General features: G+C 55.5%; 26 protein-coding genes and 3 tRNA genes. 21 read left to right on the forward strand and 8 right to left on the reverse strand.

Annotated elements, in window-relative coordinates:
- Positions 1-164: 164 nt before the first annotated feature.
- The 3 genes from IPM58_06610 to IPM58_06620 all read left to right on the forward strand — a co-directional run bounded on the left by IPM58_06610 (position 165) and on the right by IPM58_06620 (position 2152).
- On the forward strand, positions 165-929 hold the full coding sequence (locus tag IPM58_06610) for a hypothetical protein (protein ID MBK9306754.1): 765 nt from the start codon (positions 165-167) through the stop codon (positions 927-929).
- Between the two features lie 144 nt (positions 930-1073).
- Entirely contained in the window at positions 1074-1592 is a 519-nt protein-coding gene (locus IPM58_06615; GenBank protein ID MBK9306755.1) for a DUF1264 domain-containing protein, read from the forward strand.
- A 101-nt stretch (positions 1593-1693) separates the two neighbouring features.
- A complete protein-coding gene (locus tag IPM58_06620; GenBank protein ID MBK9306756.1) occupies positions 1694-2152 on the forward strand; it encodes a cytochrome c in 459 nt (152 codons plus the stop codon).
- Between the two features lie 63 nt (positions 2153-2215).
- Here the strand turns inward: IPM58_06620 and IPM58_06625 are convergent, their stop codons facing one another.
- Positions 2216-3556: a YihY family inner membrane protein gene (locus tag IPM58_06625; protein MBK9306757.1), complete on the reverse strand. Its 1341-nt coding sequence runs from the start codon at positions 3554-3556 to the stop codon at positions 2216-2218.
- Between the two features lie 248 nt (positions 3557-3804).
- On the opposite strand from IPM58_06625, the gene IPM58_06630 reads away from it, so the two are divergent.
- The gene (locus IPM58_06630; protein MBK9306758.1) at positions 3805-5187 is read left to right on the forward strand and encodes a cytochrome P450; all 1383 of its coding nucleotides are present in this window, start codon (positions 3805-3807) and stop codon (positions 5185-5187) included.
- Positions 5188-5257: 70 nt separating this feature from the next.
- Here the strand turns inward: IPM58_06630 and IPM58_06635 are convergent.
- The 4 genes from IPM58_06635 to IPM58_06650 form a co-directional block, all read right to left on the reverse strand.
- Positions 5258-5333: transfer RNA gene (locus IPM58_06635), tRNA-Lys, on the reverse strand.
- 42 nt (positions 5334-5375) lie between these two features.
- A tRNA-Arg gene (locus tag IPM58_06640) sits at positions 5376-5452 on the reverse strand.
- Between the two features lie 47 nt (positions 5453-5499).
- A complete protein-coding gene (locus IPM58_06645; GenBank protein ID MBK9306759.1) occupies positions 5500-6141 on the reverse strand; it encodes a YkgJ family cysteine cluster protein in 642 nt (213 codons plus the stop codon).
- 1 nt (position 6142) lies between these two features.
- Complete coding sequence (locus IPM58_06650) at positions 6143-6700, reverse strand: hypothetical protein (protein MBK9306760.1); 558 nt, start codon at positions 6698-6700, stop codon at positions 6143-6145.
- Between the two features lie 292 nt (positions 6701-6992).
- On the opposite strand from IPM58_06650, the gene IPM58_06655 reads away from it, so the two are divergent.
- Positions 6993-7280: an HU family DNA-binding protein gene (locus tag IPM58_06655; GenBank protein ID MBK9306761.1), complete on the forward strand. Its 288-nt coding sequence runs from the start codon at positions 6993-6995 to the stop codon at positions 7278-7280.
- Positions 7281-7410: 130 nt separating this feature from the next.
- Here the strand turns inward: IPM58_06655 and IPM58_06660 are convergent, their stop codons facing one another.
- The gene (locus IPM58_06660; GenBank protein ID MBK9306762.1) at positions 7411-7686 is read right to left on the reverse strand and encodes a MoaD/ThiS family protein; all 276 of its coding nucleotides are present in this window, start codon (positions 7684-7686) and stop codon (positions 7411-7413) included.
- Between the two features lie 117 nt (positions 7687-7803).
- Between IPM58_06660 and IPM58_06665 the strand changes: the two genes are divergently transcribed.
- From IPM58_06665 to IPM58_06680, 4 genes are all read left to right on the forward strand, one after another.
- Positions 7804-8199: a hypothetical protein gene (locus IPM58_06665; protein ID MBK9306763.1), complete on the forward strand. Its 396-nt coding sequence runs from the start codon at positions 7804-7806 to the stop codon at positions 8197-8199.
- A gap of 12 nt (positions 8200-8211) precedes the next feature.
- Positions 8212-8772, forward strand: coding sequence for a dTDP-4-dehydrorhamnose 3,5-epimerase (gene rfbC / locus IPM58_06670; protein MBK9306764.1), 561 nt, complete (start codon positions 8212-8214; stop codon positions 8770-8772).
- Between the two features lie 142 nt (positions 8773-8914).
- A tRNA-Glu gene (locus tag IPM58_06675) sits at positions 8915-8992 on the forward strand.
- A gap of 533 nt (positions 8993-9525) precedes the next feature.
- A complete protein-coding gene (locus tag IPM58_06680; GenBank protein MBK9306765.1) occupies positions 9526-9846 on the forward strand; it encodes an RNA-binding protein in 321 nt (106 codons plus the stop codon).
- 928 nt (positions 9847-10774) lie between these two features.
- Here the strand turns inward: IPM58_06680 and IPM58_06685 are convergent.
- Positions 10775-11587: a methane monooxygenase/ammonia monooxygenase subunit C gene (locus tag IPM58_06685; protein ID MBK9306766.1), complete on the reverse strand. Its 813-nt coding sequence runs from the start codon at positions 11585-11587 to the stop codon at positions 10775-10777.
- A 409-nt stretch (positions 11588-11996) separates the two neighbouring features.
- Between IPM58_06685 and IPM58_06690 the strand changes: the two genes are divergently transcribed.
- A complete protein-coding gene (locus tag IPM58_06690) occupies positions 11997-12569 on the forward strand; it encodes a DUF1566 domain-containing protein (protein ID MBK9306767.1) in 573 nt (190 codons plus the stop codon).
- Between the two features lie 103 nt (positions 12570-12672).
- Here IPM58_06690 and IPM58_06695 read toward each other — a convergent pair whose 3' ends face one another.
- A complete protein-coding gene (locus IPM58_06695) occupies positions 12673-13590 on the reverse strand; it encodes a MerR family transcriptional regulator (protein MBK9306768.1) in 918 nt (305 codons plus the stop codon).
- 448 nt (positions 13591-14038) lie between these two features.
- On the opposite strand from IPM58_06695, the gene IPM58_06700 reads away from it, so the two are divergent.
- The 11 genes from IPM58_06700 to IPM58_06750 all read left to right on the forward strand — a co-directional run bounded on the left by IPM58_06700 (position 14039) and on the right by IPM58_06750 (position 25171).
- Positions 14039-15001 (forward strand): SUMF1/EgtB/PvdO family nonheme iron enzyme, encoded by a 963-nt coding sequence (locus IPM58_06700; protein MBK9306769.1) that lies wholly within the window; start codon positions 14039-14041, stop codon positions 14999-15001.
- Between the two features lie 64 nt (positions 15002-15065).
- Positions 15066-16622, forward strand: coding sequence for an SDR family oxidoreductase (locus IPM58_06705; protein MBK9306770.1), 1557 nt, complete (start codon positions 15066-15068; stop codon positions 16620-16622).
- Between the two features lie 66 nt (positions 16623-16688).
- A complete protein-coding gene (locus IPM58_06710; GenBank protein MBK9306771.1) occupies positions 16689-17747 on the forward strand; it encodes an SUMF1/EgtB/PvdO family nonheme iron enzyme in 1059 nt (352 codons plus the stop codon).
- Positions 17748-17798: 51 nt separating this feature from the next.
- Entirely contained in the window at positions 17799-18167 is a 369-nt protein-coding gene (locus tag IPM58_06715; protein ID MBK9306772.1) for a hypothetical protein, read from the forward strand.
- Positions 18168-18211: 44 nt separating this feature from the next.
- Positions 18212-19006, forward strand: coding sequence for an SUMF1/EgtB/PvdO family nonheme iron enzyme (locus tag IPM58_06720; GenBank protein MBK9306773.1), 795 nt, complete (start codon positions 18212-18214; stop codon positions 19004-19006).
- A 245-nt stretch (positions 19007-19251) separates the two neighbouring features.
- Positions 19252-20448: an SUMF1/EgtB/PvdO family nonheme iron enzyme gene (locus tag IPM58_06725; GenBank protein ID MBK9306774.1), complete on the forward strand. Its 1197-nt coding sequence runs from the start codon at positions 19252-19254 to the stop codon at positions 20446-20448.
- A gap of 37 nt (positions 20449-20485) precedes the next feature.
- Entirely contained in the window at positions 20486-20773 is a 288-nt protein-coding gene (locus IPM58_06730) for a NapC/NirT family cytochrome c (protein ID MBK9306775.1), read from the forward strand.
- A 399-nt stretch (positions 20774-21172) separates the two neighbouring features.
- Positions 21173-22111 (forward strand): TIGR01777 family protein, encoded by a 939-nt coding sequence (locus IPM58_06735; protein ID MBK9306776.1) that lies wholly within the window; start codon positions 21173-21175, stop codon positions 22109-22111.
- Positions 22112-22302: 191 nt separating this feature from the next.
- On the forward strand, positions 22303-22752 hold the full coding sequence (locus tag IPM58_06740) for a PDZ domain-containing protein (GenBank protein ID MBK9306777.1): 450 nt from the start codon (positions 22303-22305) through the stop codon (positions 22750-22752).
- A 23-nt stretch (positions 22753-22775) separates the two neighbouring features.
- A complete protein-coding gene (locus tag IPM58_06745; protein ID MBK9306778.1) occupies positions 22776-24221 on the forward strand; it encodes a deoxyribodipyrimidine photo-lyase in 1446 nt (481 codons plus the stop codon).
- Positions 24218-25171 carry a DUF523 and DUF1722 domain-containing protein gene (locus tag IPM58_06750; protein ID MBK9306779.1) on the forward strand — a complete coding sequence of 318 codons (954 nt, stop codon included), beginning with the start codon at positions 24218-24220 and terminating at the stop codon, positions 25169-25171. The genes IPM58_06745 and IPM58_06750 overlap by 4 nt, the downstream gene beginning before the upstream one ends.
- The last annotated feature ends 7 nt before the right edge of the window (positions 25172-25178 follow it).

The raw sequence follows: 25178 nt of genomic DNA on the forward strand, positions 1-25178 counted from the left end.
ATCGATTTAGCCTACCACAACCAGAGGGACAGAGTGCTAGTAATTTTATGCTTATATATCCTTAACTTATATAATTTCACGCCAATCAGCTCCTAGCCGAACAGGTTCCATTTCCCTCCCTCCAGGCCTTTCCCCCAACGAGAGAAGTTGTGTATGATCAGGGCATGGATCGAGTCCCATGCGAAGACCTCCCTCCGGCGTATCCTCACCGTGTACGGCTGACCGGAGTGAAGGTCAGGAACCGTGGAGAGGTGAAGAAGCTCGGCGCAGCTGGGCTGCCATTGCGTACCGGCGATGCCGTGTTAATAGATGTTGAAGATGAGCTAACATACGGCATTGTCTGCATCGAACCCTATTCGACCCCATTCCTACCCCCCATGCGAGCCATGAAATCCATCCTGCGATTGCCCGACCCGGAAGAAAGGGCCTTGATCGACCGACTTGAGCAGCTTTCCCGGGAGGCCTCTGCCTATTGTCGTGCCAAAGCCGCTGAGCGCGGCCTGCACCTCAAACTCGTCGAAGTCTATGGGGCCATGAGCCGCAGGCAGCTCACGTTTGTCTATACGGCAGACGAGCGGATCGATTTTCGAGACTTAGTTCGAGATCTAGCACGTCGTTTCGGCGGTCGTATTGAAATGCGTCAAGTCGGTGTACGGGAAGAGGCCAAGCGGCTTGGCGGGATCGACACCTGTGGCCTGGTGCTCTGCTGCGCAAGTTTTCTAACCGATGTGAAACCCATCACAGCGAAACAGGCCAAAAAGCTAGAAATCCCGATCGATGACCCCCGCTTGCTGGGCGTCTGTGGACGCTTGAAATGCTGCTTGCTGTTTGAAATGATGGATGCGGAAGGGAGGATCTCCACGCAAGCCCAACACCTCATCACACCAACCAAGCTCAATTCCTCTTCCCCGTCAACACGGGAGTCGTAGCGTCGCTACCCCCGTCAAGCAGTAATCTCCTTGACGGCTGAATCCTTTTTCCCCAACTTTACTCTAATGTCAAATCAACTCGTAAAAGTTCCTCGACCTAGATGGGCTGGGCGAGCGTTATTCAACCTTGGGAGGGTTATGGCAATGAGAAAAGGACTATTAGCCATTGTCGCAATGGCGGCTGTCGGATGTAGCGGAGTGGCCACTCAAAAAGCCGTGAGTGGAGAACCAGCTGGTCCGGCCGTCGGATACGATATTCATGTGCAGGCACCTCATCTGATGCCGGATGGGACCCCCGGAGGCCCGTTCCACCACTATTGCAAGGGCGTTTCCGACAAGATCCTTCAATGCCTCCTGTTTGAATCCACTGATCCCAAGGCTCCCTTGGTCGCCGTCGAATATTTTGTTGCCAAGGATCTCACCCGCAAGCTTCCTGCCATTCAGTGGCACCGACATTTCCATGATCATAAGGTGGAGATCGCCACAGGCCGGGTCCAAGTCCTGGGTGTGGCCCCTGACCAGGCCACCAAAATAGCGGAAGCCGCAGCAGAAACCGACGGGGTCATCTATCAGCTCTGGCAGCACGGACAGGAATTCCCGGATGGTACGGTAACGTTCCCGCAATCACTCGGGCATAAGTTCCCTGGATATTCTGACAAATAATGTGCGGGGAATAAGCTGTGGCGGGATCGTTCCCTCTGGCATGGTGAAGATCCCGCCCACAGGTCCGAAGGAATACAGGATGATACATGACTAAACGCTACATGCGAATCTCGCAACGATTAACACTAATCGCCATCGTGGCGCTCATCTCGGGGAATCCCTCATCCTATGGGGCAGACGAAGCCGTCCTTAAACCGCGAGTGCCAATGGACCAGATCGAAACCGTCAAAACCTGGACAAATCCTCTTCCTGCGACCGAGGAAACCATTGAAAACGGCAGAAGACTTTTCCATGGCAAGGCCTTCTGCGTGACGTGCCATGGTAAGGACGGAAAAGGATTAGGGGCTGACATTGAGCCAGGCACGCTCAGGGGTGCCCTCCCCAGAAACTTCACAGACCAGGAATGGCAGGCGGCTCGAACGGACGGAGAACTTTTCTGGATTCTCAAGAACGGGAGCAAGGGCACTGCAATGGCTCCGTTTATTCCCCTCATTCTCTCTGAGGAAGAAGCCTGGCAGGTCCTGCGGTATGTGCGATCGTTCGGCCATCCCCAAGACTAACCCAAACCGAATAGATGCACGTAGGCACGCGACGGGCCGCAGTTCGTCCTATTAAACAGGCCTTCACGAACGAACAGTTCCTGAGTGCTCTTGGTTCTGTAGCAGTGACTGGACCGTTTCTCCGGCCAACTCCTTCTGCACAGCCTGATCTCGTCGTCGCAGAAGAGCAGTGACCGGATCACTCGCATCTAGATGGGGTACGATCCATGGAGGGGTCCCGTTGCGGACACTATCCAGAACTTCTTTCACAAGGATCAGGTCTGGTGATTTGATGAGACTTAGCCCTTCCGGTTCCTGCAGACGACCCACGAATCCGTTTTCAATCAATTGTTCGACTTCTTCCTCCACCAGAGAAAGGGGGATATTCAGTTCACTCGAGAGTTCCGTCAGTCTCAATGGGCGATCCCCCTTCAGGTAGTGGTGCCCGAGGACCCGCAACACCTTAAGGGTTAGCTGTTCACGAAAGACGGAGGTACCCTGTTCCCAAAGAAGGCGGGACAAATAGGCAGTCGGATATTGGTGGAAAAATGACAGCTGCCCCCCGATGAGGACAATCATCCAACCCACATATAGCCAGAGTAGTAACAGTATGAGTACGGCAAAGCTCGAATAAATCGCACTATACTTGGCTGAGGTCACCACGAAGGTGGCAAAGAGTTCCGCCGCGATGATCCAGAGAGTGCCTGCTGAAAACCCACCGACCATAGCCGAGCGCAGCTGAACAGAGGTATTGGGGATCATCTTGTAGAAGAATGTGAACACCCCGCAGAGCAACACAAAGGGCAGAACTTCGCCGCTCCAGGCCACCAGAGTCCCAAACGGTTCTAATTCCACGAGATATTGGACGATGGTATGGCTTTGCAGTGACGCCAGCATACCGAAGGCACTCGTGACAAGAACCGGCCCGACGAGCACTACGCTCAAATAATCGGAAAATTTCCTTTCCCACGTCCGCCCTTGTTTGACCTGCCAGATCGCGTTGAGAGCCTGTTCGATCTTATCGATCAAGGAGTAGGTCGTGTAAAACAGGCCGCCGATACCGACGACTCCCAACACACCAATCTTGATGTTATCCACGAAACCGATGATGGTCCTTGTAATCTCCTGCCCCTTTGGGCCGAGAGGATCAAGTGCCTGGGCTAACGACGGTTCGATCACATGGTGAACGCCGAATGCCTTCAGGACCGAGAACATCACGGCCAGAAAGGGAACAAGCGACAGCAGCGTGGTAAAAACAAGTCCGGCCGCTCGGGCGTCGAGCAAACGATGCCGGAACTCCATACCCACTGCCGTGGCCAGCCGAATCACCTGAGTACCCGCCCGCTGAGGCCATGGCATAGTTGAGAGATCCTTGGTCCAGAGATCCTGCTTCGAGAATTGAGACATGCGTGTGGAGCTAGCCATGAATCCTACCACTCGGAGCAAGGTACATTACATATATGCCTGACTTCCCAAGTCCGATGTCAAGCTTCCGCAACACCCTCACCGACACCCACCCCCCTCTATCACCTACTACCGCACACTCTACGTGAATGACAGCCATTTGTTAATGGAGCCGTCAAGCCAAAAACCTATCGCTCTTATGCCTCTAGACACCCCATCGACAAAGTACGTGGCCTGCAGAGGCGCAGTGTGATAGGGTCCTTTACCTTATGCCGAACCTCGGTCCTTCCTTCACCCTCGTCGATGTTCCTGGGGCAGTCCCACTTCTTGGGCACATGGGTTCGTTCAAAAAGCAACCGCTGGAGATGCTAACGGCATGGTGGCGGCGGCACGGCGATGCGCTCCGCTTTCGCTTGGGCCCGAGGACACTCTATCTTTTCAGTCATCCTAATCTCGCCGAAGAAGTCTTAGTCAAACAATCCGACCGATTTGTGAAAGTCTACGACCCTCAGCGGCCAACCGGCCTCTCACTCGTCCTGGGTAATGGCTTAGTGACAAGTTCGGGCGAAGTGTGGAAGCGACATCGCCGCATCATCCAGCCGATCTTCCACCGATCGCGCATCGCTACGATGGCGGAGCGCATGGCCCAGGTCGGCGAGCAACGCATGGCTGCATGGAAGGACCGTGCGGGAGGTACGATCGACATCGCGGCAGAGATGATGCTGCTCGCCCTTGAAGTGATTTCACAAACGATGTTCAGCACCAGCATGACTCAACACATCGAGAGGATCAGTCACGCCCTCCGCGTTAGCATCAAGTACGCCTTCGACTCGTTCAGTAATCCACTATTTCTTCCACTATGGGTGCCCACCGCACGTAACCGTGAATTTCATTCGGTGATGCAGTTTATGGACGAACTGATGTATGGGTTGCTGGCCGAACGGCGCCACAGCGGTGCACACCGTGGTGACCTTCTGGATCTGCTCCTTCAGGCTCGCGACGAAGAGACCGGTGAGGGACTGACCGATCAGGAACTGCGTGATGAAGCCTTGACCATCTTTGCCGCCGGACACGAAACCACGGCGAATGCACTCGCCTGGACCTGGTACCTCCTAGCAACCCATCCTGAAGCACGGGCCCGTTTTCACGAAGAAGTCGACCGTGTGCTCAAGGGAAGAACGCCGAACGCCGAGGATCTCCAGCACCTCCCCTATACTCGAGCCCTCTTCGAAGAATCACTGCGGCTCTATCCGCCCGCACCAGCCGTACAGCGAAAAGCGGCGACCCAGACGACTGTCGGCGGTATGTCGTTGCCGGAAGGCTCATTCGTGTTGGTCGGCACGTATAATCTGCATAGACACCCAGACTATTGGCTGGACCCAGAACACTTTCGGCCGGAGCGATGGCTGAATAGTGAGCAGCCAAATTCGCGCTATGCCTATATGCCGTTCGGGGCAGGGCCACGCACCTGTGTGGGCCTCCATTTCGCATCAGTGGAAGGGCCACTGCTGTTGGCCCTGATCGGTCGTCGGTACGATCCCCAGCTTGCCCAAGAAAAGGTCGAGCCCCACCTGATGGTCACATTACGGCCAAAAGGTGGAATCAAAATGAGGCTTCACCCGCGGACGATTCCTGTCGCATCCGCTGTTTAAGACCACTGGCAACTGTAGGGGGTTTATCCGCCTAGATTGATCAAACCCGGCGGTACGAACAAGCGTGGTTTGGTGGGCCGTGTAGGGGTCGAACCTACGGCCCGCTGATTAAGAGTCAGCTGCTCTACCAACTGAGCTAACGGCCCCACCGTGTATTGAATTATCGCTACCGACCACAAGCGGCGGTTTGGTGCGCCTGACAGGATTTGAACCTGTGGCCCTCAGCTCCGGAGGCTGATGCTCTATCCAGCTGAGCTACAGGCGCTCCCTCAACCAAGGGGGATCACCTTAGCATAGCGTGAAAGATACTGTCTAGCTCGTGTCTCCTCCACTGCCTGTGACAATCTTCGATAAGAACGCATACGGCAAGAGCAGCTCTTCACCCTGAACGTCGAATGCCCTGCGCAAGTTGGCAAGTTGTTGAGCCTCCATGCCCGAGAGGACAGATTCTTCGTCACGTAGGGTTTTCGATAACCGGATAAGGGGGACTGACGTTTGAACGGCGCAGGCACCAGTGACAGTGAGGCCATCATCTGAGGGTATCCCCATAGAGCGGCACACGAGGGGGCGGAACTCATACAGGCCACACCGGCCGTCTGGTTCCAGAGCCGGACAGGGCAGCGAATCAAACCGGGTGGTAAGTCTGTCCATCTCGTCATCCAACCACTGATCAACGAATGGACTCGTCACCAGTCGCGGTTCGATGACGGAGAGCTGGTTGACCTGTTCCCTCGCGTTGTCCTGCATCCTCTTCCGGTCCTTCGAAGCACACGACGCCAGTCCCCGCTGGATTTCCTGCCGGTCCAGGATCGTCACAGGGAAGACTCCGATACAACAAGAGAAGCAGCCTTGCCGACAGGGAAGACTGTCGAGGAACGAAGCGTTGGCGCGTTCAAACCAGTGTGAGGTCGTTCGAAAAAGAGTGCTGGATGGCAAGAGGGGCGCCCCCGGCACGTCAGCTTTCGCCTGATGCCGAAAGATCCACGATGAGGTCGCCTTTCGGAGAATAGAAGCCTTGATTGTCGATTTGGACGATCCCATCGCACTGCTCTTGATAGAACTCAAGGATCCAGCCGTTGAAATCGTAGCCCTCGTCGGTCACGTCTTTCGCGATGCGCGTCGTCAGGATAAACCGACAGCGTGTGACATATTCCAGCGCGAGCTGTGACTCTACCTCCGCCTGAGCAGACAGGATGTCGCTGAATTGCTTCTGTTCCTGATCGTAGACATCGCGATAGCTACCACGATCACGCACACAAAAGAGTTGGATCGGCTTACGATCACGATCATATCCCAGCGCAACTTGAACCCATGCCCATTCCTGGAGCGCTGCTTCATCCAGATCAGGAGGAAGGATCGGGATTTGCCCGCGAGACTGTAAGAATTCGACCAGCAGCTTAAGAGGCGGAGAGTTTTCCTTTTGACAGAAGACTCGTGCATACACAAACTCTTCCGCCTGTTCGGCATCAGGCTGAGAGGTACTTACGGATAAAATCGGCAGGTCTTTACCCATTGTGATCCCTTAGAATGTTTTGCCTCGTGTAATTCGCCGGAGGACCATCCGGCTCTACTGTACCCCTCCATTTGCATGGACCGCAAGAGGCCCCTAGGCGCATTTTCGCCACGCCAGATGCAGTTTTTCTCGTTGACACATTCCAGACTCTTGGCTACACTCTCGCGGGTTTTCACCTTGTGAGCACGAAGCCACCGTTGGATTCTCAATGCCAACTAGGATGTTCTTGCATCAGGTGCGTCAGGCAAAACTCTAGGCGTATTTTATTCCTTACCCCCAAGGAGGTTCACGAATGGCCAAATCAATGACAAAGTCGCAGATCGCAGATCATCTCGCCGGAAAAGCCGGCATCACGAAGAAAGGCGCCGTGCAGATCCTTGATGATCTGGCTGCCTTGGCCTATCGAGAGGCGAAGAACGTGTTTACCGTACCTGGTATCGGTAAGCTCAAGCTCGCCAACCGCAAGGCGCGTATCGGCCGTAACCCGCAGACGGGTGAAGAGATCAAGATTCCAGCTAAGCGCGTCGTGAAGTTCCGCGTGGCTAAAGCTGCCAAGGATGCAATTCTCGGGAAAAAGTAACGCTCTGATTTGCATTCCAGCGCCCGGACTCAAACCGATCCGTCAAGGCTGGCACTTCGCCAGAGAGCTTCACAACAGACAAGGGGCCGAGAACCACAAGGTTTCTCGGTCCCGCTGTTTTTGAGGACTCTTATGAGTGAGTAGGCCCAAGTCCACTGCCCCCCATCCCATCGTGCCCGATGAGGCGGATGGTGTCCCCATCATGAACCATCGAATCATCGCTGGCGATTCGCTTGTTGATCGTCACCAACACCTTCTTTTCTCGAAGCAGCTGAAGGAGATGTCGAAGTTGAATTCCCTGCCGTTGAATCAGCTGCCGAATGGACATCGATTGATCGATCTCACAGGCTAGATCACGCTCCCCGTCAAAAGTCTGAAGTTGTCCTGTCAGGACGATTATCACCATTGCTCCATACTCCTCATGCAGTGGAAAACCACACCCTCTGCAGTCTCTAGTTGACTCGTCGGGCGTCACTCTTGATAATAAAACCCTATGCCCTCGCTCAATGTCCAGAACCCCGACATGCCGGATCTTCAATTTGTCCTCTTTGTGTCGGCTCTCTGCACATCCGATCTGGAGACAATCAACGTCCCAACAGACCTTCGGAACACCATCTTTGACCGATGCTGGTCACTGCTCCACACTGAGGCCCCACCGATCGATCCCAAAGACAGAGTGCTTGACCTTCGAGGTGGGACAGAACTCACTCTCGATGCGTGTGCTGCGACGATTCGATCGCTCCTCCTTGAGGCCAACATTACGACGCTGGTGTGGGACCACCCCGTCAGTGAACCAAGCCTGGACAGTTCACCCGAAGCTCTTCCTCTCATCGATCGGTTGGGGAAATTGTACCCCGATAGACCCGATATCGTCGATCCGTCCAATCATCCATCGAGTGGATCGAACCCGACTCCCTGAGTGGAGTATGTTATGCGTGTGACGCAGATTGGAATTCCTGGTGTGCTCTTGTTTGAACCTACTATTCTCTCCGATCACCGTGGGGTTTTCCTGGAGGTCTACCACGAGGAGCGGTATCGGCATGCGGGCATCCGCGAACGTTTCGTTCAAGATAACTATTCACGATCAGTGTGCAAGACTCTCCGGGGACTCCATTTCCAAGAGCCACAGGCCCAAGGGAAACTTGTCATGGCCCTTGAGGGAACTGTCTACGATGTAGTTGTCGATATCCGCAAAGGCTCGCCATCATTCGGCAAGTGGTATAGTGTGGAGTTATCGGGAGACAACCTTCGGCAGATGTATATCCCTCCAGGCTGCGCTCACGGTTTCTGCGTCACGAGTGCCACCGCATCATTTTTATACAAGTGCACCGCCTATTATTCGCCAGAATGTGATCGCGGAATTCTATGGAACGACCAGGCCTTGGGGATTCAGTGGCCTATCAACGAGCCGATTCTCTCCTCCAAAGACCAACGCCTCCCCACGCTCAACGCGATGGGTTCGGAGCTGCCCGTCTATGGAACGCTAGCCTAGCAGATCTGGCCGGACAGGAAAATTATCAGGTCAAAACCATATTTACCCAGATCCATAAAGTCCCGGAATCTCCACCCTTGCTAGTGACAGCACAACTCCGAGTGTGGTAAGAGTGCGATTGTTCTCTTACCGGAACCGGCACGTCCCCATCGTCTAGCCTGGCCTAGGACATTGCCCTTTCAAGGCAGTAACACGGGTTCAAATCCCGTTGGGGACACCAGACCTTTCAATGTGCACTAAGCCTTTGAAAAGCTTGCCTGTGGCGGCTTTCTCCTCAAAGCTAAAGCCTTTCTCCTAGTCCCCTTCTTCATCGCTGTAATCTGGGAAACCTCATAATTTGGCGAAAAGTTCGTTAAGGAAGTTGTCGGCCAGGGTGTGCCTTCCTCCGCACTTCCTCGTGGGGAAGAGGGGACTCTCCGACCAGTGAGCTGCTGGCAGCATCCGGCGAAGAGATCAACTCCGCACGGGGATCCCCACGTTCCTGACTGCTGTTCACCCTATCTATTAAATCAAATCCTGACCGGCGAGGAACACTATCAATTATTATTGCAACTTGATACACTACGGCTGTTTCATTGCGTCGGGCCTCGCATGAAACGAGCTCAAGACGGCCTATTATCGATGTTGTGCCTGCCGAGAATGTGATCGGAAGTCTACCCTGAGCCCTGTTACGCAGTACCTTCTTGGGTCTCTCCTTCCTTTTGCGAAATCCTCGAGTCATGGACAATGTCATCATTACAGGAGGACCCCGCTATGGGTTCAAAGCTTTACGTCGGTGGGTTACCGTATTCGGTGACCGAGCAGCAATTGACTGAAACATTCGGGGCACATGGTACGGTGGCCTCTGCAAAGATCATCGCAGACAAGTTCACGGGCCAGTCGCGTGGATTTGGTTTCGTGGAGATGTCCTCAGATGCTGAGGCGCAAGCCGCGATTACGGCGCTTCATGGCTCGGACATGGGGGGCCGCACACTCACGGTCAATGAAGCGAAACCGATGGAATCACGTTCCGGTGGTGGCGGCGGTGGATTCGGTGGTCGTGGGGGTGGTGGTGGAAAGCGCGATCGCTGGTAAGCCACGACGCTGAGCGGGATGCTCCGGCCCAGGCACTACGCGGCACGGGCCGGAATTCCCCTCCAAACGGAAGGATCAGATGCGCCAACGACGCTATTGAAAACCTCACATTCCGATTGAGGACACCAGTTTTCCGCCATGAAGTCGCCTCCAGCCCACAGCGCATCTCGTACAAAACTCCCGGATCACCCTACGGCCAACACATCTACCTTCAGAACAAATCACCAATGACCTTCAACGAGACATGGTCCATGCCGGGGGGCCCAACCTAGCACCGGCCCTCTTGGTTAACAGCAGGACCACCCGGTTGACCAGTTCTTGTGGAAGATCGGCTATCCCTCAAAGGCATGACTGCATTTCCGACAGAAGAACCTTGAGGCAATCTTCTCCTTCCACTCATCTAGCTTCTGTTTGTAGTTCCTGGTCTTCAGTATGCCATAACCGACCCAGACCCCAAGGAAGGCCGCAGAGGAAGCCATCTCAGCCATGGCCATCTCAGATTCTGATGCCTGCGGAGATCCCATCGTCAACATGACGGCTGCATTGACAGGTATGCCAAGCAAAAACCCCTGAAGATACGACCAGGGAGCCTTTGGGGGGTGATACGAAGCCGGGACCTCACTCCTCGGTCCACTTCTCGTGGACTGTGATTCACGGAGGATGTCACTGATCCGTTGTGCATTCTCCGTACTACACGTGGGACACGTACGTTCTGCACTCATCTCGCTCCTCCTTCCACATGGAATCGACACAACACATCATGACATCACTTCCATCATTCGGGATTCCGCGCAGAGCCATGCGCCTCTTACAAAGGCCATCAGCTCACAATGCTCTCAACACCTCAGCGTCCACCAAAAAATTGGCCCGGAGCCCCATCACTGGAGCCCCGGGCCCTTGCTTACCGCATACGTCCTCTCTCTACGGCTCAGTAGCCAGGCTTCGCATTCGGATCCACCTGGCTGGGGAACGGATCCAGGATGCTCTTCGGTGCATTGTTCCAGACCACGTCCGCCAGGTTCGACATGCGGCTCACAATCTGTGCCGCCACGCCCCCGCCGGCCCCGAACAACCCGCACCAGCCCAACGTCACAAAGCCCCAGTGCAACGGCGCCGCAAACAGCTCATCCACAAACCAGAACGCATGGCCCCACTCGTTGAGCCCCACGTTCGGCAGAATGAACATCGGCCCCACCACCGCCGCCACCAACGGAAACGATGTCGCCTGGCTGTACAGCGGCAACCGCGTCTGCGCATACAGGTAGCTCGACACCCCGCACGTGATGTACAGCGGGAACGTCCCGTAGAACGCCACAATGTGGCTCGCCGTGAAGCTGGTGTCGCGGATGATCACTTGGTGCCACGCCGCATCCTGCTCCAGGGTGTAGCTCCCCGCGTAGTACACGCCCCAGATGTAGCACACCAACCACCCCATGAAATAAAAGTACCGCTTCAGCTCCAGTTTCGGGTCCAGGTTCGCTAAGTTGCGATCCCGTGTCACCCAAATCCAGCCCACCGCCACGGCAAAGAAGATGGCGTTGGCGACGATGTTAAACCGCCACAGCCCCATCCACACCGACTCAAACTCCGGGGTCATGGAGTCGAGCCCGTGGGAGTACCCGAAGGTCCGTTGATACACGACCCAAAACACGCCGATCGCCAACATCCCAAACCAGCCGAGCTTGGCTGGCCGCGAGTCGTACCACTGCGAAATATCATACCCGCGCTCTTGACTAGCCATAGTTATAACCCTCCTTATCTCCGCTAACTAAAATAAGCCCACTTGTCTCTTCTGTCTTACCGTACCGACAGCCTTCAAAACAACATAGCAACAACCCTGAATGAGAGTAACACTCCCCTATCACAAACGAAATTTTACTCCTGTAAAGCAGATCATTTCAATCCCAATTCCTTCCTCCCACCAATTTCAGGCCTCGCGCCCGTCTGGGTGAGCCTGCGGCCTGTATTCCCTCGCAAGACCGCACCTCCCTTCCCTGTTCGTCAGGCAAAAAGCCTGTGGCAGCTCTGCGGTATCGATCCTCCTTCATCAACCCCAGTACGGCGAGCTTGATCAGCTTCTCATCCCTGGCGTAGGATACCCCCTCAGGCTTGCAAAACGTTCACTTTACTCGTCACTCTCAGGCAATGTGATGCCCAATAAATGGTTATTTCGCTCCGCCATGGTGGCCATCATTGCAGCCTCCTTCCTTTTGGGCTCTCAACTCTTGACCCGCCCACTGGCTCAAAAGGAAGTCGTCATTGCCGACATCGTCCATAACTGGCAAGAAGCGCATCCAGCCACAAACCGCTTTGTGGTTCTGCCCGATTTCAACAACGAAGCCGTTCTCGACACTGATACAGAATTAATATGGGAGATCGCCCCCAAACCGACCCCGATAACCTGGAACGAAGCCCGTACTACATGCTCGACCAGAAGCACTGGAGGCCAAAAAGGGTGGCGCCTCCCTGCACCGATTGAAATGCGCAGCCTTGTGGGGCCAGCAGTTGATTCTCCCATCCCTAACATCCCACCGGGTCATCCGTTTGTGAATATTCAGCCTACCTCTTATTGGTCAGTAGTCCCAGAAAGTCACCAACCAACCTATGCAAAATATGTCGACGCGTTCCTCGGCAATGTCCTCAGCTTCGTTCAGATCTATACCTTTCCGGCTTGGTGCGTTCGTGGACCAATTGACCAGGATCACAGGCACCCTGGGCCGTAAATCTTCAGACAAATGCTCTTCCCAGAAGGAACCACCAAGCCCTTCCCACCAAGTACCATTTTCATTCCCTGAACTCCCCGTGCCATTCGCACGTCGCCCTTCTTCAGCGCTGCAACACGGGTTTTCGCATCAATCGATTCAATCGATTCTCCAGGTCGCTGAAGTCGTCAAGAACCTCGATGCCAGAGGTCACGAATCGGTCGCGTATCGCGATTGCGCCGTGCCCACCCACGGCCACATCGGATACTGGGCTCACATCCTGTACGAGTGCTTGAATCAGCTCCGCAGCTTTATTCTCAGCCCGAACGATGGGGAAAGAGATAATCGTAAGGTCTGGCTTGACCTCGTGGCAGAGTTTGACTAGTGCAGCTATGGGTACGTTGGCTCCTAGATAATAGACTCGACAGCCACGAGCCCGGCATTGATACGCGACCGCTAACGCCGCGATGTCGTGTTCCTCGCCTGGCGGACAAGCTACGACGACAGTAGCTCCGAACTCCGCCACAGGCAGCTGGTTCATGGCTGAGAAAATTTTCTGCTGGATCTGACTCGTGACGTAATGTTCAACCGCTATACCCACATGACCATCGTGCCAGAGTTGTCCAACTTGTTCCTGGAGCGGTAGCAGGATTCCATTGAGGGCTTCATCGAAAGGCACGACTGCGACAGCTCCATTTAATCGCTTCTCGAATGTCACGCGGTCCAGGGGATTCAAGGTAGACACGAGCTCCTGCAACAACCTCCCAAACATGTTCTCAACGACTGCGACACGCGGCGTATTGGCCCGTGCCCGTGTTATCAGTTCTTCCCGCCCCAGCTTTGCCAACTCTCCAATGGAAGCTCCTCCATCAAGCTGTTCTTTCAAATACCGCAACATCATCACATCTTCATCTGAATAGTTCCGGTATCGATTGGCGCCCCTGGTCGGTTTCAAGAGACCAAATCGACGTTCCCAGACCCGTATGACGTCCTTGGAAAGGCCTGTGAGTTTAGCAACTCTATGAATTCTATGAGTATTCATCTCACTGGAAAAAGTATAGACACAAGTCCATACTTTGTCAAATATTTATACATTTAACCATTGACACATTGAACACTATGGTTTATACATTAGACATACATTGTACAAGGTGTGGACATTGTGAGTATGGAGGACAGCATGAGCTCAAGCCCGACAACAAACCACCAGCCTCACTGCCAGGACCTCGGGGCAGTCTCGCACGACATCTGCACCCGGTGCAGAGGACTCATGGTGAACGAGGCCTGCTTTGATCTGCTGCACAACACCAGTGAGTTGGGGTGCACTACACAACGCTGCCTGCAGTGTGGCGACATCACTGATGCCGTGATTATGCGAAATCGGCAGCTGAGTCAAGCTGCGGCTTTCGCTGGCTTAACAGAATCATTCGTCGCGGCGTAGCAGGGACATGATCACGATCCGGTTCATTGCCATAACCAAGGAGGGTCTTATGCGGAGTCGAACAATCTTGCAAGTAGCCATCGGCATGCTACTCGCGTTAGGAGCCATCACCGCCACAGCGGCGGCCATGCCGACTAGTGACAAGGACATGGTGCTCATCCCGAGGGGTGAGTTCACCATGGGGAGCAACGAACATTCAGATGAAGCCAAGCACCAGGTCGTGCTGGATGCCTATCTGATCGACAAGTTTGAAACCTCTAATGGACGGTATAAGGAGTTCATGAAGTCCACGAGTCATCCTGCACCCGCATATTGGGATGACCCACGACTGACAAAGTCGAATCAGCCGGTCGTCGGGGTCAGCTGGACCGACGCGAACGCCTTCTGCAAGTGGGACGGCAAACGACTTCCAACCGAAGCAGAGTGGGAGCGAGCGGCCAAAGGTCCGGATGGGGACAATCATTATCCCTGGGGTCACAAGCTGGATCCTAAGAAGGCCAACTATGGACAGAACGTGGGCCGCACGATGCCGGTCGACTCGTACCCTGAAGGCGTGAGCGGGTTTGGTGTCTACAACATGGCCGGAAATGTATTCGAATGGGTGGAGGATTGGTATGACCTCAACTACTACAAAACCAGTCCAGCCATGAACCCGCGTGGCGCGGATAAAGGTTACAACTTTGCCAATCAAGGACCGGTACGGGTCCTGCGCGGGGGTTCCTGGCTCGCACCAGAAACCTCACTGCATACGAGCCACCGATTCTGGAATCAACCTGACAATAACAGCTACGGTGTCGGCCTCGGATTTCGTTGTGCGAAGTCCGTCCAGACAGTAACAGACGAAGCCATGCAAACAGGCCGCGACGCATTCATTCTGGCATTAGTCGCCATGGGCGCCGAAAAACACGCTGACGCGATGGCTTCCATTGAGAAAGCCTTAGCCTCGGATCCGGAGAACAAGGAGTATCTGGCAACCCGTGAACTGATCAAGAACAGTATGAAAAAGAAATAGTGGACGGACTGACGGAGGGGGCGCTCGCCCCCTTCGCTGGTCGACGTCGTTAGGGAGATCTCACGTGCGTACATCGCGACCCACAACTTCAAGTCACTCGGCAGCGGACCCTGCGGCATTCCTAAGTACCGCCCGCGTCCTTCTGACGGGCGCAAGTGGCTACATCGGCGGGCGGCTCTTACCGTCTTTGGAGAATCGGGGCTACCGCCTGCGCTGTCTGGCCAGACGCCCCGAGATTCTGAAGCCGAAGGTTGGTCCATCAACGGAAGTTGTCGCGGGTAACGTGCTCGAGCGAGCGAGTCTCGACAACGCGTTGCACGGGATCGACGTAGCCTACTACATGGTCCATTCCATGAGTTCGGCTGGCTCGTTCGAGGAGACTGACCGGCAAGCAGCGTGGAACTTTAGTGAGGCAGCGAAGGCAGCGGGTGTGAAGGGTCTGATCTATGTGGGAGGCTTAGGCAGCGACGAGGAGGAGCTGTCAACACATCTACGCAGTCGGCACGAGGTTGGAGACATCTTGAGGCGGTCAGGACTCCCCGTGTGTGAGTTTCGCGCATCGGCCGTGATCGGTTCCGGTAGTGCCTCGTTTGAATTGGTTCGAGCGCTGGTCGAACGCCTGCCGATCATGTTCACACCGAAATGGGTCAAGGGGAAGGCGCAACCAATCGGAATCGACGACTTGCTGGACTATCTGATTGAGTCGCTCCAGATTCCCCTCTCCCAATACCGTATCTACGAAGTCGGCGGGTCGGACAAAGTCTCCTATGCAGATATGATGCATGCGTACGGGCGGCAACGTGGACTCACACCTCTCATCATCCCGCTGCCGGTCCTCACCCCTTGGCTGTCTGCACTGTGGCTAGGGCTGATCACGCCGCTCTACGCGCGCGTCGGCCGAGCGATTATTGAGAGTATTGTTCATGTCACGGTGGTACGGGACAATACTGCGCTGACAACCTTCTCTGTACGTCCGATGGGAATCGATGAAGCCATTCGCCGGGCCTTGGCCCATGAAGAGACCCATTTCTCCGCCACACGCTGGTCCGACTCGCTCTCATCGTCCGGCTCGCCACAGTCGTGGGGAGGCGTACGGTTCGGCACGCGCATCGTCGATTCACGTACGTTAACAGTGGAAGCGCCACCTGACGCCGTCTTCAGGTGCATTGAGAGGATCGGCGGTAACCATGGTTGGTACGCCTGCAACTGGCTGTGGCGGGTGCGCGGCTTCCTCGACCTACTCCAAGGAGGAGTCGGCATGGGGCGCGGACGGCCTTCATCGACGACACTCCGCATCGGCGACACCGTCGACTCCTTTCGGGTCGAATCGATTGAGCCGAATCGCCAACTGCGGCTCAAATCCGAGATGAATTTGCCCGGGAGGGCATGGCTGGAGTTTGAGGTGACGGAGACCGGCTCCTCCACTCAGATACGGCAGACAGCGATCTTTGATCCAGTGGGACTGAAAGGCCAACTGTACTGGTATTCCCTCTACATCCCACACGAGTTTGTCTTCAATGGGATGTTACGGGGAATCGCACAAGCAGCGTTACGAGAAATGAAACAGCTCGATATGGCGCACAGGCCAAATGGGCAGACGGCAACGCCGAACCATCGTTGAACCGGGCGTATCGAGAGCGGCGAGAGCGCTGCATACGAAAAAACCAACGTGTGATGGAGGTGCGCAATGCGGACAACACAAACCAGTGTGATCGCGGCGCTGCTAGTCGCATTTACAACAGCGACCCCGACAGTCCGTGCCGAAGAGCACCTGCCACCAAAGGACATGGCGTATATCGGGCAGGGAGGATCGGTGATGGGGGTCGACCGGGAAGATCCCTCGGCCACGGGCAAGAAGCCTACGCTATACGAACGACGCATGAAGACACCCTGGTCCGCTGACGCACTGAACGACGAAAGTCCGGCTCATATGGTGTTCTTGGATCCGTACTACATTAATACGTATGAGGTCTCGAACAAAGACTATGGTGAATTCATCAAGGCAACAGGCTACCCAGCTCCGGCCTACTGGGACGATCCCCGTTTAAATACGCCTCAGCTGCCCGTCGTCGGGGTCAATTGGGAGGACGCGAGAGCCTTCTGCGACTATCGCGGCAAACGGCTGCCGACGGAAGCAGAGTGGGAAAAGGCCGCCCGAGGGCCAGATGGTAATCTCTATCCCTGGGGCAACGCGTTTGATCCAGCGAAAGTCAATTATGGGAAAAAGCACGATGCCACCATGCCCGTTGATTCATACCCAGAAGGAGCCAGCTATTATGGCCTACACCACATGGCCGGTAATGTCTTCGAGTGGGTCTCAGATTGGTACGACCCCCGCTACTATGGTCGGCTTGAAACGAGCGTGAATCCTGGCGGGCCGGCTCAACCCTTGTGGATGGGTGGAACCGGAACGTACGTGGATCGTCTGACCGTCGGCGAGAAGCGCGTCATTCGCGGTGGCTCCTGGATCGCCCCAGAAGGGACAACAAGGACAACCCACCGATTCTGGAATCATCCACTCAATAACAGCTACGGCGTGGGTCTGGGATTCCGCTGCGCGACAACTGCGCCACCAGAACTTTCTCAACGCATCAAGGAGGCCGCCATCTTGACCTACGTGGAAATGGGTCGAGAACACTTCGCAGAAGCCCAGGAGGCCCTCGCTCATGGACTAGCCCTTGACCCAAGGAATAGGGAGCTCCTAGACCTTCGACAATTGATTGAGCAATCGATGAAGCGACCGTGAAGGAAGATTTGACGGGACTTATACGGGGTTTATCGTGACGGAGACGCAACAATGATACCCAAGACAATTCTTTATCAAGGGATTATCCTCATCGCCCTACTCGAAGCCTCATCTCTCCATGCAGGTCCTATCGATTCACCCGGGCACCCGCATGAGCATAAGGCCCAACTGGTCCATGCGGCCAATCATGAAGTGGACCAGGCATGGGAGGTCTACCACCGGGCAGCATTGGGAGGAACCGTGGCCTCGCCTGCCCTTCAGGCGGAAATCGAGCAGCACCTGCACGAAGCCAGGACCCTGGTGACCCAGGCGCAAGAAGCAGCTGACAGAGGAGACGAGCGACAAGTCGAAGACCTTGTCAAGCAAGTGAGACTCCATACCACCCAAGCCATTCAGGGTAGCAAGGAGCAGAAGAAATGATGACTGGACTGTGGCACGGATCTACTCAGTTCACCAGAATAACGATGGTCGTTGTCACGGTCCTTGCGCTCATGCATTCGCCCACCGTGGAAGCGGTACCGGGGACAAGAGAGGCTGACCCGGTGCCGATGGTCACGATTCCGGCTGGAGAATTTCTGATGGGCAATCCAGAAGGAAAAGGCCGAGCAGATGAATCGCCGCAACGATCCGTGTATCTGGACGAGTATGCGATCGATCAAGTCGAAGTCACGAATGAACGCTATATGGCCTTTGTGAAATCCATCGGCCATCGCACACCACCCAATCCCTATGGCACCGGGACCCTCCAATCCATCGAGGGTATTGAGCAACTTCCGGTGGTCCAGACGACCTGGTACGACGCAAAGGCCTATTGTAGCTGGGCGAAGAAACGGCTGCCGACGGAGGCAGAGTGGGAGAAGGCCGCGCGCGGGACTGACGGCCGTCTCTACCCCTGGGGAAATCAACTGCCCACGGCGACGCGGGCGAACTTTGATCGAGAGTGGGAGGACGAGCAGACCCTGCACGCAGTGGGGACCCTACCCGGTGGCGACTCGCCCTATGGGGTGAAGGACATGGCCGGGAATGCGCGCGAATGGGTGTCGGACTGGTACGACGCGGAGTATTACCAGCATGCGCCCAACCGGAATCCGCAAGGTCCCGACAAAAAGGGAGTGGTTCGGTCGATTCGTGGCGGGTCCTGGCATAGTCCCGCATCCGATATCACGACATCGGCACGAGGTCGCGGCGGGTTCGCGCTCCAGACCCACGGTACAGGCTTTCGATGTGTTCGAGGTCTCGCGACCAAGAACCAGAAGTAGGAGGAGGATCTTGTTCCATGCAGTGCTACTCATTCCTGATACCACCAGCCAGTCGGAGACCGGTCCCTCAGTTCGTCCAGACGTCGCCGCTCCTCCGCACGGCGCCGTCAGTTGAGGCAGCCGGGTCTCACACCTGCGAGAGACCTGGCGCCTCTACTCCGGTTGGTTTGAGCAATGCACTATGTAGTGGAAACAGACGACGGCTCTCTGACAAGAGTGCTAGTACGCCAGGGAGGAGCAAGGGTATGAGAAGAAGCAAGATCGGACAATTCATCCTCGTCATCGTATCAAGCCTCACGCTGGCTGGACACGCAGCCTCATCGGCACAACTCATGCCATTGGATCCAGTTCCACCCTCCTATGCAGACAAACGGATGCCAGCCGGCTGGTGGACCGACTCAAAGATCGTTAAGGAGGGAAGAGACATCTATTTTGGTGAAGCCGTCCCACTGGTCGCCTGTCACTCTTGCCATGGTCAGGATGGACAACCGGTAAGCAGTGGAGGAGGTCTCCGCGATCAGCACAATACAAGCCGTTTCTCAGACAGCTACTGGTACTGGCGCGTGGCAGAGGGGATTCCCAAAACGCCAATGATGCCTTGGAAAGCGCTCCTTTCAGAAGACCAGATCTGGAAAGTGATCGCGTTCATCCATACCTTCTCTCACAAGGGTAAACCTTCGCAACACACGGATTATAAGGCAGCGGCAGGACCCAAGAAGGTCACCGTCAAAGATCTGGCCCCGATGATGCTCGTACCAGCGGGCGACTTTACGATGGGGAGCAACGAAGGAACTGACCATGAGAAGCCCGAGCACAGAGTTTTTCTCGACGCGTATTACATGGACGTGCACGAAGTGACGGTCGGGCAATATGGGGAGTTTCTAGAAGCCAACAGCTTTGACCCTCCGCCGTCGTGGACAACTATGGCCCAGCCTTCCTATGAGAACCGCCCAGTTGTCAATGTCGATTGGAAGGATGCGAACAGCTATTGCAAGTGGGCTGGCAAGCGGCTTCCGACAGAAGCTGAATGGGAGAAGGCGGCACGGGGGACGGATGGAGCTCTGTATCCCTGGGGCAACGATCCACCAAATCCACAGCGAGCTAACTATGGGAGAGAGAAGTGGGACAACCATGCAGCGTTAGTGCCAGTGGCGGAATTGAAAGACGGCCAAAGCCCCTATGGGATCTTTGATCTGGCGGGAAATGTCGCGGAATGGGTGAGTGACTGGTACGACCCAGACTATTATGCCGATAGTTCGTCGAACAATCCTCAGGGGCCGGAGACTGGTAAATACAAAGTCTTGCGCGGAGGCTCATGGGATGGTGCTCCCGAGACCCTGCGCTCGTCGCGCCGCGACTTCAACATACCTTCGACCACCGACTACGACTCCCCAGCGTATCGGAACTTCAACAGTGGGTTCCGGTGTGCAAGTAACCCGTAGATCAAGGTAGGCGGCCAGGGTACAGCAAGGAAGAATCATGGCACGAAAATTACGGCGATACCTACACGAGACCGGCGGGTTGCAGCTGATCGGCGCACTTATCATGGTTGGAGCGAGCTCTGTGGTGTTCGGCGGAGAGCATGCACTCTCCAGGACCGAATTCTGCGTCAGCTGCCACTCCCAGACCTACCCTTATGAGGAGCTGAAGAAATCTTCACACTATGGCGCGCTAGGGGCCGATCCAGGCTGCAAGGACTGCCATGTTCCCCAAGGCTTAGAGAGCTTCCATGGTGTTGAAGAAAACACAAGAGGAAGACTGACCTAACTCTTACAACCGATCCATTCAAGGGATATGAACGTAACGTCACCACAAATATTGAACCACATTGCAGAAGTTAGCCCTTTAGTGTGTCCAGGTGGCGCCGGAACTCCGCACGGCGCCGCTGGCCGAGGCGGACAGGTGTCGGTTTAACCGAGACCTGTCCCCTCGGTGGAGTACGAGCTCTCGGACGAACATCTGTTAACGTGTCTCAACAATTGAGAGGAGAATACACATGGATATGAGCCTAATCCTTTTACTCACGATGGGGTTCCTGGCGAGTGCCGTAATCATCGGATTCACTCAGGCCATTGCCCTGGTCGTCGCGCGTCGTCGGACCAAGAGATAGAAGTGCACTTTGGTATCTTATCAAGCACATCAGTAGCGTTGCCGGGAGATAGGCCTATGAATATTGTGGTGACCGGGGGGACAGGATTTATCGGCAGACCGTTGTGCGATTCTCTCCTGCTCGACGGCCATAGGGTGAGGATCCTCACGAGAAGCCATAGACCGGTTGCTCATGAAACGGACGCCCGGGTCACCTGGGTCCTCTGGAACGGGCGAGATCAAGGCCGCTGGGAACAAAGCTTTGAGGGAGCCGATGCCGTGATCAATCTCGCAGGAGCGCCCATTGCCGACGCACGCTGGACAGCGGCACGCAAGCAACTGCTCACCGATAGCCGAGTTCTCACTACGCGCTTGCTGGTGAAGGCCCTGTCCCGATGTGCTTCCAAACCCGCCACCTTCATCAGCGCGTCTGGCATTGGATATTACGGTGCGAGCGACGATCGCCGCCTGGATGAAGGGGCAGCGCGAGGCCAGGGCTTCTTAGCCGATCTCTGCCTCGCATGGGAAGCGGAAGCCCTTCGAGCTGCGGAGTTCGGTGCGCGTGTTGTCCTCTTACGAACCGGCATGGTGCTTGAACAAGATGGTGGAGCCCTTCCCAAGATGGTGTTGCCCTTTCGATTTTTTACAGGCGGTCCGATCATGCCAGGCACCCAGTGGGTTTCCTGGATTCACCGTCGTGATCACATCGGTCTGATTTACTGGGCTCTGACCACGCCGACGGTTTCCGGTCCGGTCAACGCCGTTGCCCCGGAACCTGTGACGATGAACCGGTTCTGTGACATCCTTGGGCAGACGCTTCACCGACCATCGTGGCTTCCCGTTCCAAGCTTTGCGTTGAAGATGCTCCTTGGTGAGTTGGGGACGTTAATGACGACCGGCCAGAGGGTGATCCCAGAAAAAGCAATTCAGGAAGGCTATACGTTTCGATATCCAATGCTGGAACCAGCGTTGCGAACCATACTCAAGAAGTCTAGCCCTGGTGAACCTATACCATGATCGATGTTAGGGGGATCACGACCAGCCGGTGCCATTCGAGAAGAGATAGCCCGACGTCCTCCACGAGGAGCTGGGCTCATGAGGGTTTTGCCATCTATGTTGCAGCGGGATTGATTCTGGGGTTTCTAGCAGTGGGTCTACTGTGTTTGCTTGGATTGATACGTCTAGGATAATCACGAGGAGGTGTATCTATGAGAATCCTTCGTTCATACATTACGCTAGGATTGATGATCGGGCTTTTGGCTTCAGGCTCGGCCCTAGCCGAGCAATCCACGACCCCGCTTCCCTATGGGCATGGAGATACTGGGAAACTTCCTAACGGTGTCATCGGTATCTCCCTTCACATTGGAGCTGAGCAGATCGGGGACCCAGCCATCTTGTATGTCGGTATGGTCCACCCGGAGGGACCTGCTCACAAGGCCGGTCTTCGACACGGGGATGAGCTCATCAGTGTTGATGGAATCCCAGTGAAGGGAAAGCGGTACGAAGAAGTGGTCACCATGATTCGAGGGGAAGCAGGCACCGTCGTCAAGGTGGGCGCGAAAGACGACAAAGGCCTTCACGAACTTTCCATCGAGCGAGTGGCGGGTGACAAACTTCCCAAAGGGCCGTCTGGATCACATGGAACTCCGGCACCCTAGCAGATAGCGGAAGGAGTTACCCTGTGCGAGGAATCGTCTGGTTCAGGCGCGATCTTCGATTGCATGATCAACCGGCACTCATAGCGGCCTGCCAGGAATGCGATGAGGTCATTCCGCTGTTTGTGTTCGATAAGCCATTGCTGCAGTCGCATGAGTTCGGATCAGCATGCGTGAACTTTATGCTGGGATGCTTGGATGACCTCCGAACCTCTCTTGCCGCCCTCGGGCTTACTCTGCAGTGGCGGCACGGCGAGCCGGTTAACCAAATTGTTCAAACGGCAACTCATTGGAAGGCCGATGTGGTCTATTGGAATCGCGACTACGAACCGGGCGCGATAGAACGGGACCGCCTGGCTCACCAGCGTTTGGCAAAGCTCGGAGTGGCAGTGCGGACGTTCAAAGATCATGTTGTGTTTGAAGCACCTGAGCTACGGAGCGCAACCGGAGAACCGTTGCAACGGTATAGCGCCTATCGCGCACGCTGGTGGACTAGATGGCATGCCATGACCCCAGCGGTTCAGCCAATTCCCGTGCTCCTTGCAGCCAAGAAAACCGCTCCACTCCCAATCTCTCATCCTCTCCCCTCGGCCAGTGAGCTTGGCTACGATCCGGGCGTACCCTGGATTGGTCCGGGCGAGCGGAACGCGATGAAGAGGTTGCACTGGTTCACTGGAGGGCCGATTCATTCATACGCACAAGGCAGAAATCTGCCGGCCGTCGATGGGAGCGCCAAGCTTTCACCACACTTCCGTTTCGGAACACTGTCGCCGCGCATGGCCGTTCACGCGGCGCTGAACGCGCTGGCCAAAGGTGGGCGAGTGTCCCGGCCTGATGTCCTGACCTGGGTCGACGAGTTGATTTGGCGTGAGTTCTTTCACCAAGTATTGGCTTCATTCCCGCATGTTGCCGAGAGACCATTCCGCAAGGCGGCCGTACCTCCAGCGCGTGAGCCGGGTCCGGAGCGCAATTCCCTGTTTCAAGCCTGGTGCAACGGACAAACAGGCTATCCGATCGTGGATGCGGGAATGAGGCAACTCAATCAAACGGGCTGGATGCACAACCGTGTCCGAATGGTCGTTGCCTCCTTCCTGGTCAAGGATCTCCGTATCGACTGGCAGAGCGGTGAACGGTATTTCATGCAACATCTCGTCGATGCCGACACAGCCGCAAACAACGGCAATTGGCAGTGGTGTGCTTCGACCGGCACCGATAGTATGCCCGGCTATCGGATCTTTAACCCCGTTCTCCAGAGCAAGAAGTTCGATCCGGACGGCGCCTACATTCACCAATATGTCCCTGAACTTGCCGGTCTATCGGCGAAAAGGATTCATGAGCCGCATCTCATGACGGCAGATGAGCAAGAACGCGCTGGATGCCGAATCGGAACCGATTATCCTTCGCCGGTTGTGGACCATCAACTTGCCCGTCAGGAATATCTCGCCCTCGGAAAGCAGGAGGCAACGAGATGACGACCTCCCCACTTCGCCTTGGAATCAGTCGGTGTCTTCTTGGAGAGGAGGTCCGATTCGACGGGGGGCATAAACGAGACCAGTTCTTAACTGATGTGCTGGGTCGCTACTTTGAATGGGTCCCGGTCTGTCCCGAAGTAGAAGCAGGATTGGGCACTCCCCGTGAAGCCATGCGTTTGGTGGGCAGTCCGCATCGCCCTCGACTGATGACGATCACGAGCAAGCACGATCACACCGAAGCAATGGAGACGATGGTCGAGGGCCGACTCGATTCTCTCAACAAACTGGACCTCTCAGGGTTTGTCTTCAAGAGAGGCTCACCCAGTTGCGGACTCGAACGGGTGCGCGTGTACACGACACAGGGGATGCCGAGCCACAGTGGCACGGGAATCTTTGCCAAGGCCTTTCAAGATGAGTTTCCCCTGATTCCCGTCGAGGAGGAAGGGCGGCTCTGTGATCCTTCCCTTCGGGAGAACTTCATCGAGCGGGTGTTCTGCTACCGCCGGTTTCAGGATCTGGTTCAGAACGGAGTTACCAAACAGGCTTTGATACGCTTCCACACGATTCACAAATATTTGCTCTTAGCCCATAGCCAGCAGCACTACCAAACAATGGGGCGTCTGATCGGTCAGGCGGAGCGGTATCGCCTCAAAGAATTGACGGTGATGTACGGGAAGCACTTCATGCGAGCCCTCACGATGAAGGGGACGGTACGTAAGCATGTCAATGTCCTACAGCATATTGTGGGCCACTTCAAAGGTCGGTTAAAACCGGATGAAAAAGCCGAGCTGCTTGGCCTGATCGCGGACTATCATAGAGGACTTACACCCTTGATCGTCCCTCTCACGCTGGTTAAGCATTACGTCCAGGTTTTCGACGTCGGATACATTCGCGATCAGGTCTATCTTAACCCGCATCCCAAAGAGCTCATGTTGCGGAATCATGTGTAGGGAGGAA

Source organism: Nitrospira sp. (assembly GCA_016715825.1).
Lineage (GTDB): Bacteria > Nitrospirota > Nitrospiria > Nitrospirales > Nitrospiraceae > Nitrospira_D.